The 12,976-nt window shown below is 39.9% G+C and carries 11 protein-coding genes and 2 pseudogenes; all 13 read right to left on the bottom strand.

Features of this window, described 5'->3' with window-relative positions:
* Positions 1–24: 24 nt before the first annotated feature.
* Positions 25–1,062 carry a zinc-binding alcohol dehydrogenase family protein gene (locus tag OS139_RS12030; protein WP_002332244.1) on the bottom strand — a complete coding sequence of 346 codons (1,038 nt, stop codon included), beginning with the start codon at positions 1,060–1,062 and terminating at the stop codon, positions 25–27.
* Positions 1,063–1,632: 570 nt separating this feature from the next.
* Positions 1,633–2,616: a tRNA dihydrouridine synthase gene (locus tag OS139_RS12025; RefSeq protein ID WP_002332243.1), complete on the bottom strand. Its 984-nt coding sequence runs from the start codon at positions 2,614–2,616 to the stop codon at positions 1,633–1,635.
* Positions 2,617–3,028: 412 nt separating this feature from the next.
* Entirely contained in the window at positions 3,029–3,799 is a 771-nt protein-coding gene (locus OS139_RS12020; RefSeq protein WP_002287492.1) for an ABC transporter permease, read from the bottom strand.
* Positions 3,792–4,727, bottom strand: a complete 936-nt coding sequence (locus tag OS139_RS12015; protein ID WP_002287494.1) for an ABC transporter ATP-binding protein — start codon at positions 4,725–4,727, stop codon at positions 3,792–3,794. The genes OS139_RS12020 and OS139_RS12015 overlap by 8 nt, the downstream gene beginning before the upstream one ends.
* 315 nt (positions 4,728–5,042) lie before the next feature.
* A complete protein-coding gene (locus OS139_RS12010) occupies positions 5,043–6,692 on the bottom strand; it encodes a MutS-related protein (protein WP_325066954.1) in 1,650 nt (549 codons plus the stop codon).
* A gap of 196 nt (positions 6,693–6,888) precedes the next feature.
* Positions 6,889–7,785, bottom strand: coding sequence for a sensor histidine kinase (locus tag OS139_RS12005; RefSeq protein ID WP_002307761.1), 897 nt, complete (start codon positions 7,783–7,785; stop codon positions 6,889–6,891).
* A pseudogene (locus tag OS139_RS12000) lies at positions 7,778–7,984 on the bottom strand (winged helix-turn-helix domain-containing protein); the annotation flags it as partial. The pseudogene OS139_RS12000 and the gene OS139_RS12005, both read right to left, overlap by 8 nt.
* A pseudogene (locus OS139_RS11995) lies at positions 7,980–8,462 on the bottom strand (ATP-binding cassette domain-containing protein); the annotation flags it as partial. The pseudogenes OS139_RS11995 and OS139_RS12000, both read right to left, overlap by 5 nt.
* A gap of 163 nt (positions 8,463–8,625) precedes the next feature.
* Positions 8,626–8,880 (bottom strand): hypothetical protein, encoded by a 255-nt coding sequence (locus OS139_RS11990; RefSeq protein WP_002303696.1) that lies wholly within the window; start codon positions 8,878–8,880, stop codon positions 8,626–8,628.
* 528 nt (positions 8,881–9,408) lie between these two features.
* Positions 9,409–9,801, bottom strand: coding sequence for a 30S ribosomal protein S9 (gene rpsI, locus OS139_RS11985; protein ID WP_002287505.1), 393 nt, complete (start codon positions 9,799–9,801; stop codon positions 9,409–9,411).
* Between the two features lie 15 nt (positions 9,802–9,816).
* A complete protein-coding gene (gene rplM, locus OS139_RS11980; RefSeq protein ID WP_002323724.1) occupies positions 9,817–10,245 on the bottom strand; it encodes a 50S ribosomal protein L13 in 429 nt (142 codons plus the stop codon).
* Between the two features lie 534 nt (positions 10,246–10,779).
* Complete coding sequence (locus OS139_RS11975) at positions 10,780–11,247, bottom strand: Dps family protein (RefSeq protein ID WP_002332241.1); 468 nt, start codon at positions 11,245–11,247, stop codon at positions 10,780–10,782.
* Between the two features lie 119 nt (positions 11,248–11,366).
* A complete protein-coding gene (locus tag OS139_RS11970) occupies positions 11,367–12,905 on the bottom strand; it encodes a gluconokinase (protein ID WP_016628475.1) in 1,539 nt (512 codons plus the stop codon).
* Positions 12,906–12,976 lie beyond the last annotated feature (71 nt).

Raw genomic sequence — 12,976 nt, 5'->3', positions numbered from 1 at the left:
AGAAGAAAATCGGCGTATTCCTGCTTATCCGTTGAACGGACCACTAACAACGACTTTTCCTAACATATGTCCTGTTTCTACGTCTTTGGTTGCTTGTTTCAAGTTCTTCGCATTGATCCCATCTGAATAGACCTTGCTCAATGTACTGCGGATAATCCCTTCGTTTGCTAAAGCAGCAATGTGCGCTAAAGCTTCTCCTTGCGTTTCGATTTCATAGTTATAGTCTGTTTTAGCGAACATATACTCCCAGTCGAAGCTGATAGATTGGTTTTTCCAAACACCTATATCTAACGGCTCTTTGATCCCTACGATCGTTCCCACATGTCCAAAGGGTCGGACAAGGTGCTTGATTTGATCAAAGTAGCGGGTAATATCGAATAATACAGCGACATACTCTACTTGATCGATTCCTAATTCACGAAAACTTTTACTTAAGTCGTGATGATAATCGATTGGATAGTCTACACCTGTTTTTTTCAGCCATTCAAAATTCTTCGGACTTGCAGTCGCGTAGACTTCTAGGCCAGCCCAATGCGCTAGTTGATTCAAAATCGAACCGACGCCCCCAGCTCCGTTGATCACTAAGATTTTTTTCCCGCGGTTGGCATTTTCTTCTGGAGTCAGACCAAATTTTTCAAATAACAATTCATAAGCGGTCAATGAGGTCAACGGCAAGGCTGCGGCTTCTTCATCTGAAAGATTTTTTGGTGCAAGAGCGACAATACGTTCGTCAACCAGTTGGTATTCTTGATTGCTTCCTGCTCTTGTCGTTGTACCTGCGTAAAAAACGCGATCGCCGACAGAAAATTTTTGCACTTCATCACCTACAGCAACAACTTTCCCGACTCCATCAAACCCTAAGATACGTAAAGCATTTCTTATCCCGTTATCTTGGCGAAGTTTCGTATCGACAGGATTAACAGATACTGCGTTGACTTTTACCAGAAGATCCCGTGAACTGGGTACAGGTATCTGTTCTTTTTCATCAATAAAGCTTTTTGGATCATCGATCGGCAACCCTTCATAAAAACCGACTACCTTCATTAATTCCTTTTCTGACATACGAATTCCTCCTTAGCTTCATCAAGTTGGAGCATCCATACAGTTTTCATTTCAATATATATAGTATGCTATTTGTTCCACCTTTTTTATTCATCATAATTATTCTCTTACTTAAAGTAAAATATTTGCACTTTTTTGGTTAAAAAAGAGGTTGCGACAAGACTTTTGTCACAACCTCTTATAAACGGTGTTCTCCTACCAACTCTTCGGTCACAAGTTACAATATTCATAAAATATGAGGAGCTATTTTTGGGAATTACTCCTTGTGACTCAGAGTTAAACGGCAGGCTCACAATCTCTGATATAAACGGTGTTCAATCAACTGACCCTCGGTATTAGCTCAAAAAACGACAAAATATGAGGAGCTATTTTCCCGTTTGTTTCTCTAATACTCAGGTCAAAACGCTGATTTCACAACCTCTTCCTTAAACGGTGTTCAAAAGCTTGCATCTGCGGTAATAAGCCCAACCAATTCAAAAACATTAGGAGCTATTTTTATTTGGCTGTTCTTATTACTTGATGCAGGACAGATTTTTCACGACCTCTGATTCACGGTGTTCAAGCAAGAAATCATTGTTCACTGAAAAGCGTTGGATGTTCTGTTTCAAAGGTGTCCAAGGTCTCTCGTACTTCATCAGTAGATTTCGTATTCATCAACTGAACTCGCAAGTCATTTGCTCCTGGAAATCCTTTGATATAGATTTTAAAGAAACGATGCAGTCCTGTGATGGAACGCGGGATGATTTCTGAATAATGATCTTGCAGATCTAGTTGCAGACGAAGTAGTCCGATCAGTTCTTTTTCTGTATGTTCCCTCGGATCTTTTTCAAATGCATAAGGATTCTTGAAAATCCCTCGGCCAATCATGATGCCATCAACGCCATATTTCTCGGCCAATTCTTCTCCTGTCTGGCGATCGGGGATATCTCCATTGATCGTGATTAGTGTTTGTGGAGCGATTTGGTCACGTAAAGCAATGATTTTAGGAATGACTTCCCAATGTGCATCTACTTTACTCATCTCTTTACGCGTACGCAAATGGACAGAAAGATTGGCTATATCTTGATGAAGTAGGTGACTGATCCATTCTTCCATCTCAGACATTTCCGTATAGCCGATACGCGTCTTGACGCTGACAGGCAAACCGCCAGCTTTAGCTGCTTCAATCAATTGTGCCGCTACTTCTGGACGAAGGATCAAGCCACTGCCTTTTCCACGTTCTGCTACATTAGGGACTGGGCAGCCCATGTTGATATCGATTCCTTGGAAGCCCATTTCTGCCATAGCAATGCTCATTTCTCTAAAAAATTCTGGCTTGTCTCCCCAAATATGGGCAACCATCGGCTGTTCATCTTCTGTAAATGTTAATCTTCCTCGTACACTGTCTTTTCCATCTGGATGACAGAAACTGTCTGAGTTTGTAAACTCAGTAAAGAAGACATCCGGTGCTGCTGCATGCTTTACGACATGACGAAATACAACATCTGTTACATCTTCCATTGGTGCTAAAACAAAAAAAGGCTTTGGCAGCTCTTTCCAAAAATTAGTAGTCATTTATTTGTTACTCTCCATTCTATCAAGCAGTGAAGTCGCAATCTTTCTCAAAAACATTGTCATTATACTAGGAAACAAAAAAAGAAGCAAAGTGAACAGCTTAAAAGATGTTTCTGATTGAACAAAAAGAGGACTGTGACAAAAATCTTCACAGTCCCTTTTCCGGAATAAATGGTGTTCTCCTGCCAACTCCTCGGTCACAAGTCAAAATATTCATCAAACATGAGAAGCTATTTTTGTTTGGCTGTTCTTATTACTTGATGCAGAACAGCTTTTTCACAACCTCTCCACTAAACATTGTTCAATCAGCTGACCCTCGGTATTCGCTCAAAAAACAACAAAATATGAGGAACTATTTTTCCGTTTGTTTCTCTAATACTCAGGTCAAAACGCTGATTTCACAACCTCTTTTCTAACTTCTCAATCCTCTTCCTTTATTGATCAAATACCAAGTAACGGCGTACAAAACAACGATGAATAACACAAGTACGATCATCGATGTTGCTACTGGCACATCGATCGTTCCAAGGAATCCGTAACGGAAACCGGAGATCATATAAACGATCGGATTGACTTTCGAAACAGCTTGCCAAAAGGGCGGTAACATAGAGATGGCATAGAAAACGCCACCTAGATAAGTTAACGGCTGCAAGACAAATGTAGGCACGATCGATACATCATCATAAGACTGAGCAAAAATCCCGTTGAGCAGTCCTGCTAACGAAAACAAGATTGCCGTCATCAATAATGTAATGATGACCATGAACCATGAATACACATGAAGTGGTACAAAGAACAAGGAAATGATCGTTACGAGAGAGCCGACGAGAATACTGCGACCCACACCACCAATCACAAAGCCCCAAATAATCACATGCGTAGGAACAGGTGCTACCAAGATTTCTTCGATATTTTTCTGAAATTTTTGAGAGAAGAAGGACGAAGAAACATTGGCATACGAACTAGTGATAGCAGACATCATAATCAAACCAGGAACGATGAATTCCATATATGAAAAACCACCCATGTCACCGATCCGCCCACCGATCATTTTTCCGAAAATAACAAAATACAAGGATGTCGTGATCACTGGCGGAACCAGTGTTTGGACCCATATACGCAAATAGCGGTTCGTTTCCTTGATAGCTAAACTTTTTAATGCAGTAAAATAAAGATTAAACATTTTTCTCCTCCGTATGATTATTTTCTTCTGTGATTTTCAAGAACAGTTCTTCTAAACGATTCGACTTATTCCTCATAGAAAGAACTTTGATTCCTTGTCTTGTAAGCTGATCGAAGATTCCGTTCACCCCTTGATTTCGTTCAACTTCGACAGCGATTGTCTGCTCATCTTCAAATGTACAAGCATATCCTTCAATCACAGGTTTGGTATCATATGGCGCTAAATCAAAGATAAATGTTTCAAATTGCAGTTTTGACAGAAGCTCTTTCATACTTGTATTCTCGATCAGTTCACCCGATTGGATGATTCCGATGTTGCGACAAAGCATTTCAGCTTCTTCTAGATAATGCGTCGTCAAAATGATCGTTGTACCATTTTCGTTCAATTCTCGTAGAAACTCCCACATCTCGCGTCTCAACTCGATGTCAACTCCTGCTGTTGGTTCATCTAAAATCAGCAAACGTGGTTCATGCATCAGTGCTCTAGCAATCATCAGTCTTCGCTTCATTCCCCCGGAAAGCATACGTGCACGGACATTTCTCTTTTCCCAAAGATTGGACTGCTTCAAATATTTTTCACTGCGTTTCATCGCTTCTTTGCGAGAGACACCGTAGTAACCGGCTTGATTCACGACGATTTGCTGGACCGTTTCAAAAGGGTTAAAATTGAACTCTTGTGGAACCAATCCAATCTGTTGCTTTGCTCGAACTAGATCCTTGTCCAGATCATAACCGAAGACATTCACTTTTCCAGATGTTTTATTGACTAAAGAAGTAATAATCCCGATCGTTGTAGACTTCCCAGCTCCATTTGGCCCTAATAGCGCATAGAAATCTCCTTCTTTCACCGAAAGATCGATTCCCCGCAATGCTTCGACCCCACTTCCATAGATCTTTTTCAAATTATTTATTTCAAGCGCATTTGCCATTTATTTCCTATCTCCTTATAGACATGATTCTTTATTGTATCATGGAATACAGCAGATGAAAAAACAACTTGGTTCCAGCGAAAAATCAGGTTGCTGGGCTCAGGAAAATCTCCTAATGAAAGACATCAATCGGACGAAGTCAGACAACCTTTTCAGAAAAAACAAATCGAAGATAAAGGATTACTATTCATATGTGCAACAAAAGGAGCGTGAGACAAAAGTAAAGAACACTTTTGTCTCACGCTCTAAACACGTATAAACGGCGGAAGCATGAGCCAAGATTTTTGATCCAATAAATACTTTCGATCACTTCGCCTATCCCAATACATGCCACTGCCGCTTTTCATCAAATGACGCGGCTTCCGTTTTTGCGGTTTCTACTAAAGTCTCTGGGTAATCCAAAACTTTCAGCAAGGCAATCGCATTTCGGGTCCTTGAAGGTCCTTCTTTTAATTTGAAATCAAAACTGATTCCTTTTCCTTCTGTTACTTGTTCTTCAAAGTGGACATTCTCACAATAATTCTTTAAAATCTCTGTCAATTCGATATCATGTGTGGCGACAAATGCTAAAGATGGATACTTCGCAAGCCACCGAACGACTGAAGCGGAAGAAGCAATCCGTTCGATCGTATTTGTTCCTTTTAAAATCTCATCTACGAAGCAGTAGCAGCGTTCTTTGGAAGCCACTTGGTCCAGCAAACGTTTGATCGATTTGATTTCTGAAACAAAATAACTGTCGCCTTCAAATAAATCATCTTCGATTGCCATGGAAGTCAACACATGCCCAGATTGCAGGGTAAACTGTTCTGCAATTGCTGTTTGGATCGTCTGTGCTAGAATACAGCTGATGGCTATACTTTTGACATACGTAGATTTTCCTGATGCATTGGAACCCGTGACTAATGTATTCTTCTGCCAGTTGACTGGATTCACTACCGCTTCTTTTAACAATGGATGATAGATATCTTTCGCTGTCACACCGCCCTCAGTAAACTCTGGTCGGCAAGTGATCGGCATATAGGTGCGATAATTCAAAACGGCTGCTGCAACTTCCAATTCTCCCAGCAATTCCCACAGCTTGATGGCTTCAGTTGAATGCTTTTCTAATTTAGTGAGAACGAAATGATAGGAGATAAATGGCAGCATGAACATGATGTTGACATATTCAAAAATCAATTCTGCTTCACTATCACTCTTCATGCGAAATGAAAAACCTAATTTAGGGATGTCTCTTAATGGTTTGGTTTGCTGCTTCAGCTCTTTTTGAAGTGGTGTCGTCATTTTTGCTAACTGATTGGCGGCTGAAATCGTTGAAACCAAATAACTCATGCTATTCAGCTCTGTTTCTAGTGTTTGTTTCTTCACTAGATAATAGACCGTATTGAATACTAAGCCACCGATTGCTAGATAGATTCCTAGTACTTGCCCTAAAAGAAGCAAACCTACACCCACCAGCGGAAGCAAGCCAAGAAAAATAAATAAACCTACGCGTCCAATCTTTTTACTTTTTCCATCCGCTAGATATTGTTTTGCAAAATTATGATCTTTTTTTCCTAAAAGAGCGAATTGATATTGGATTCTTTCTCTCAGTTGAGGATTTTCCTGATAAAAAGCAATTAGTTTTTCTAACTGATAATCTTCTCCAAAATCAAAGCTGCGTAAACGCTGATACAACGCTTCTGAACCTACACTAGAATAGGTACTGTTGATCCCTTCAAATACTTCGAACATATCCAAGTCATACCAAGTAAGATCGTCGATTTCACTATCCCATGAACGGAATTTTTTCTCCGTGAGCCACGCATCCTTCAAACTTTCTTCTTTATCAAATCTCGGTTGATAAGGAATTTTTCCCCAATTACTACGAACTGTTTCCTTTACTTTCAAACGTGAAAAAATGTCTAAAACAACTAATAAAATAACAACTGCAATAATAATTAAAACGATAAATTCTCTTTGGCCCATATCCCTCTCCGTTCCTTGATTTGTTAGTTTTAGTATAGCACTGTTGCGCTATTTGAAAAGGGGGGTACAAAAATAACTGTCTTCGTTACCTAATTCGTATCAATCACACCAAAATAAAAACACCTTCCAAAAAAGAAGATGTCTTTAAAACGAGATACAATTTTTTTGTCATTCACTTCAGGTAAATTAGAGCCAATTAAACCCTCCGCAACTTGACGGAGATGGAGAAGATGCCCCCGTCTAATTTAGCGGTCATCTCTCCCCCCATTCCTTCCATCAATTTTTTTGACAGGTAAAGCCCGATTCCGCTAGATTCCGTATTTGTGCGGCTGGTATTTTCGGTATAAAAACGCTGGAAGACTTTTTCAACAGAGGTTTGCACTCCTGGTTTAATAGGATTGGCCACTGTTAATCGAATGAATGGATCCTCTTTTGAAAATGTCACCTTTGCTTGTCCATCTGCATAACGCAATAAATTCTGTATGATATTTTGCAGCACTCGCAGCAACATGAGCGGATCTGCTAATACAGTTGTATTTATCGAGTGTTCAGCGAACGCTACCTCGATATTTTTCTCAGAAAATTGTTCATAAAAAGAGAAAAATACTTCTTCCACCTCTTTAGAAAAAGAAAGCGTATGGAGATCCATTTCTTTTTGCTTCGTCTCTATTCGAGCAAGATCATAAAACTGATCCGTCATACTGAGTAATCTTGCAACAGATTGTTTGATGATCGTTAAATACTTCTCCCGTTTCTCCGTATCCTCTACCTGTTCCAGTAATTGTACATAACCGTTAATAGCAGTCAAAGGAGTTCTGAGATCATGAGAAAGGCCGACGATCGATAGTCTGATGTTTTCTTCCATTTCTTGAAATGCTTGTCCTTTTTGTTCATTTTCATCCACCCATGTATTCAGTGCATCTACTAGGTCCATTAGATTCTTTTCTCGAAATTCGACTGAAAGACGACCACCATATTCTTGTCGTTCAGAAAGAGTGGCGATTTTCTTAGTTAATCGCTTGATTTCCCTTTGCAGGAAGAAAATAAAACTTCCCATAAAGATAACAACGAGAAGCAACAGCCACTTAATCAAATCTAAACCCCACTCCCCACACCGTATGAATATACACAGCATGTGCCTTTGCTAGCTTCCCTCGAAGATTGGAAATATGCATATTCACTGTTTTCTCACTATCAAAATATGGTTCTTGCCAAACTGTTTCATAAAGATTTGCTCGCGAAAATACTTTTTTCGGATGTTCTAAAAAAAGCTTCAGCAGAACGAATATTCGTCGGTTCATCCAAAATCAAAAATTCTGGATTCGTGATCAGTGCATTTGCAATAGCTAAACGCTGGCGCATACCTAAAGAGAAATTCTTTGCTTTCTTTTTCCCTGTATTTTCCAATCGCATCATTTTCAGCAGGTCTTCGATTTCTCTATCCGACACACCGCCGTTCGCTGCTTGGATACGTAGGTTATCTCTTGCAGTTAATTCTGGATAAAGAGCAGGGGTTTCAATCGATTGACCCATACGTCGTCTTGCTGCCTGCAAATCCGTCGTTCCAAATAATTCGATCGAACCTTCATCAATCGAGATCAAACCCATAATAGTTCTCATAAAGGTAGACTTACCCGCTCCATTTTCCCCAATCAATCCATAGATCATTCCACGTTTGATTTCGATCGATACTTTATCTAATGCTTTGGCAGCACCGTATTTTTTGGTTATACCAGTTGCTTTCAAGACCGTTTCATTTCCAAAATCCATACTTATCCTTCTTTCTTATTGATAAGTGAAGTATAGTTGACGGGTATAAAGAAAGCAGCCAGAAATGTATAAAGAAAGTGTAAATTTTCCAATTGAATGTCAAAAAAAACAATCGGACAATACGTGTCTTTCCTATTATCAGGCAGTTTGTTATACGCTTGTATCAGTTTCCTGATTCTTTCTTTTCGACCAAAGTCGTTTCTCTGTATTCCTCTTCACTGAAAATTTTTGCTTCTTTCAGATCAAGCTTGAGTAATTTTACCAGACCGGTTATAAGGATAACTATAGCAAGACTCCCTCCCAGAAAAATCAGACTGTCTCGCAGACGTGGTTGCGTTGTCTTCCAATCAAAGAGCGCACCAAACAGTGCTAATCCAAGTGGACTGGCCACCATGGTAATCGTTGTTATCGTTGACATCAGACGTCCTTGTATATGCGTTGGAACTTCTCGCTGAAGCTAGACCATATAAAAAGCAAAAGAAAACATTAATCCTTAAAAACGGACTTATGAAAAATAATACATGCCGTTTGGGATTTACAATTAGCTACCAAATAAGAGGTTATGACAAAAGACTTTTCACAATCCCTTCTTCCGAATAAACGGTGTTCTCCTGCCAACTCCTCGGTCACAAGTCACAATATTTATCAAACATGAGAAGCAATTTTTGTAAATTCCTTCTTATTTCTTGAAGCTGACCACTTCTGTCACAACCTCAGAGGCGGATAAATAATATTGTTTGAAGATACTTGATCTTTTTCCCGTTTGTTTATAGATCGAATGATATTATAGACCAAGAATCCTACCTATTAACATAGCTAAAAGCACAAAAAAGGCACTTTCCAAATTGTGGAAAGTGCCAGAAAAGTTAGGATTAAGGTAACTGCGCTCAGCATTGCTTCGCCCAGTACGATTCTCGTAACTCGTGAACTCGAACGATAATCGCAATTAACGTTTTGAGAACTGTGAAGCTTTACGAGCTTTTTTAAGACCTGGTTTTTTACGTTCGACCATACGTGCGTCACGAGTAAGTAAGCCAGCACGTTTAAGAGCTAAACGGAAGTCAGGATCAACTTCTAGCAATGCACGAGCGATACCATGACGGATAGCTCCTGATTGTCCAGCGTATCCTCCGCCGTTTACGTTAACAAATACGTCATATGCGCCTTTTGTTTCAGTAACAGCGAAAGGTTGATTGATTACTTCACGCAAGTCAGCATGTGGAATGTATTCTTCAACATCTTTTTTATTTACAGTAATTTTGCCAGTTCCTGGTACTAGACGTACGCGAGCAACTGCGTTTTTACGACGGCCTGTGCCGATATATTGAACTTGTGCCAATGAAATTCCCTCCTATTAGATTAAGTTTGTGATGTCTAAAACTTCTGGTTGTTGTGCTGCATGTGGATGTTCTGCTCCACCGTATACGTTCAATTTTGTAAATTGTTTGCGGCCTAAAGTGTTTTTAGGAAGCATACCTTTTACAGAAGTTTCGATCAAACGACGAGAATTTTTAGCACGCAATTCGCCAGCAGTGATTGATTTCAATCCTCCTGGGTAGTTGCTGTGACGGTAATAAATTTTGTCAGTCGCTTTTTTACCTGTTAATTTCACTTTGTCTGCATTGATGACGATGACGAAATCGCCAGTATCCAAATGAGGTGTGAAAGTTGGTTTATTTTTACCACGTAGTACAGATGCAACAACTGTTGAAAGACGTCCCAATGGAACATCAGTTGCGTCTACTACATACCATTTACGTTCTACTTCGCCTGGTTTGGCCATATATGTTGTACGCACGTTATTTTCCTCCAATTTAAGTTCTGATGTTTGACATACACTTCGAGTTTCCGGGGCTCTTTGTGGGGCAAACAATACCATTTAACATATTACCCGCTAATCTAGTCAATGTCAACGTTTTTCTGCTTGATTGAAAAATTTATATGAAACTTTACTTCTTTTTCTTTCTTTTATATAAAAGGGGCGTTTCCTGCCAAAATGAAAAACAAAAAGAGGCTGTGACAAAAGTCTTGTCACAACCCCTTATTTTGAATAAACGGTGTTCTCCTGCCAACTCCTCGGTCACAAGTCACAATATCCATAAAACATAAGAAGCTGTTTTTTGAAATTGTTTCTTGTGACTCGGAGCTGAACGGCAGGCTTACGACCTCTTGGTAAACGGTGTTCAATCAGCTGACCCTCGGTATTAGCTCAAAAAACGGCAAAATATGAGGAACTATTTTGACGTTTGTTTCTCTAATACTCAGGTCAAAACGCTGATTTCACAACCTCTTTTTCGGTCAAGTTCAACAACAGTTTTTACGCGTCGATCTCTGGCGCTTTGCCCAAATGAGCTTGGATCATCCAGATACGTTTTTCTGTGGCTGTTTTGAATTCAATAAAAATATCTTGTGTTGGATCGTCGCCTTCTTCTCCAGAAACTTCGATTCCTTTTTGGTAAAGATCTGCTAGATAACGGTAGCCTGCAACAAGTGTTTCCAAACGTTCAGGAATCGTGCGGTCCCAACGTCCTACTTCATCAGGGATTTTCGTGTTATCTGCAAATTCACGTAATGTAGAATAAGGTGAACCGTCTAATGTGATCAAGCGTTCGGATACTTCATCTAACTGAGCGTTCAAATCGTCCATGAACTCATCCATCATTGGGTGCAATGTAAGGAAACCTGATCCTCTCATGTACCAATGTGTTTGGTGAACAACAACAGACATTTGGCTTAGATCTGCAACTAATTGATTTAATACTTCTTTGGTTTGTTGGAATTTCATCTTTTTTGCCTCCTAACATTTTCTTACACTTAAAATAATAGTAGACTTTCAATGAAAAGTACAACAAAATCCTTTACCTGAGAACGATTTTCATTTCGCTTTTTTATCCGTAAAGCCAATCATTTTTCAGAATCAGCTAATTCTTCTCGCAGTTGAGCAAATTGCTGATAAGTCTGTGCTAAATGCTTTTGTGTCGAAACAAATAATGGATAGATTTTCTGATATTTTTTATGATCAGTTTCTTGTACTCCAACTTGCTCTTTCAATTCTATCAATTCCTGTGCTTCACTAATACTTTGGATCTTTCCGATGCTTCTCCAGCCTAAAATCACAGCTCCTAATGCGGATGCTTCTGTGACAGTAGGGAAAACAAGCGGGTAACCCAGTACATCAGCCATCATCTGACGAAAAATCGGAGATTGAGCAAACCCGCCTGTAGCACGGATCTCTGTGAGCTGATTTTCCTGGCAAACTCCTTTTAAAATCCGATAAAGATTGAGACAGATCCCTTCTAGAATCGCCTTCATCATTTCTTTTTCTGTATGTTGCCGCTGTAAGCCGATAAAACTGCCAAACGCATCTGCGTCCCAAAGCGGTGCTCGCTCACCAAGCAAATAGGGATGAAAAATCAGACCATTGGCACCCGCTGGCACAAAAGCGATAGCCGAAAGCAGTGCATCATATGGATTTTCTCCTTTTTCTTTAGCAGATTGAACGACTTCCTGTAAAAATGTATGCCCTGCCCAATCAAAGATGCCAGCACCATTGCTAGTCGCTCCTCCCACTACCCAATGTTTCTGATCCAGAACATAACAAAACGTCTCCATTTCTGGATGGAACTGAGGCTGAGTAGTAATAAAACGAAGTGCTCCGCTCGTTCCTACGGTCAAAGCGGCGATCGTATCACCAAAAGCACCTAACCCTAGATTAGAAAGCGGCCCGTCTGCCCCTCCCAAAATAAATGATATATCATTTGGTAAACCTAGTTCTGCTGCTGTTTCTGACGGTAGACCTGTTACTTGATAGGTGGAAGGAAATACTTGCGGCAATTGTTCTATCCGAATGTCCAAGTAGTCAAGCACTTCTTCTGCCCATTGGAATTCATGGATATCAAAATATCCAGTTCCTGAAGCTGTTCCGTAGTCGCTGATCAGTTCGCCAAACAATCTATAAAAGATATAGTCTTTGATACCGACAAAATAAGCAGTTTTTTTGAATAATTCAGGTTGGCTGTTTTGCAGCCACTTGATTTTGTTCAATGGTGTCATTGGATGAATCGGCGTCCCAGTCTGCCGATAAAATTCTTTGCCAAGCACGGTATATTTCAGTTTTTCTGCTTCGTCCGCTGCTCGGTTATCTGCCCAAGTGATCATTCGAGATAACGGTGTTTTCTCTTCATCCAACAATATCAGGCCATGCATCGCAGAGGAGAAGGAGACAAATTGAATGATTGTGTCTGAAGGCAACTGTTTAATTACTTCTTTTATAACGGTGCAGACACCTTGAAAGATCAATTCCTGATCTTGTTCTGCCATCCCTTGTGTTTCTTGGATCAAAGGGTAGCGAAAATAAGCGGATGCTACTTCTTGGGCTTCATCTGTGAAAGCAACTGCTTTGGTTTGTGTGGTTCCGATATCTAATCCGATTGAAACGTTCATTTTTTCACCTCAAATTTTATGTATGTACAAAAATTTAGTTTAAGCTTGCGTATCTTGGTTTTGAAAAGGGG

The organism is Enterococcus sp. E4-223 (genome assembly GCF_035727065.1).
In the GTDB taxonomy this organism is placed as follows: Bacteria; Bacillota; Bacilli; order Lactobacillales; family Enterococcaceae; genus Enterococcus_B; species Enterococcus_B faecium.
Note: the sequence above shows the minus strand (reverse complement) of the source record. Positions and strands in the feature narration are given on the sequence as shown.

Coding starts and splice junctions, on each gene's coding strand:
- OS139_RS12010 (WP_325066954.1), bottom strand. CDS start 6,692: ATGGGCCAAAGAGAATTTATCGTTTTAATTATTATTGCAGTTGTTATT.
- OS139_RS11975 (WP_002332241.1), bottom strand. CDS start 11,247: ATGAAATTCCAACAAACCAAAGAAGTATTAAATCAATTAGTTGCAGAT.
- OS139_RS12015 (WP_002287494.1), bottom strand. CDS start 4,727: ATGGCAAATGCGCTTGAAATAAATAATTTGAAAAAGATCTATGGAAGT.
- OS139_RS11990 (WP_002303696.1), bottom strand. CDS start 8,880: ATGTCAACGATAACAACGATTACCATGGTGGCCAGTCCACTTGGATTA.
- OS139_RS11970 (WP_016628475.1), bottom strand. CDS start 12,905: ATGAACGTTTCAATCGGATTAGATATCGGAACCACACAAACCAAAGCA.
- OS139_RS12020 (WP_002287492.1), bottom strand. CDS start 3,799: ATGTTTAATCTTTATTTTACTGCATTAAAAAGTTTAGCTATCAAGGAA.
- rplM (WP_002323724.1), bottom strand. CDS start 10,245: ATGGCCAAACCAGGCGAAGTAGAACGTAAATGGTATGTAGTAGACGCA.
- OS139_RS12030 (WP_002332244.1), bottom strand. CDS start 1,062: ATGTCAGAAAAGGAATTAATGAAGGTAGTCGGTTTTTATGAAGGGTTG.
- OS139_RS12025 (WP_002332243.1), bottom strand. CDS start 2,616: ATGACTACTAATTTTTGGAAAGAGCTGCCAAAGCCTTTTTTTGTTTTA.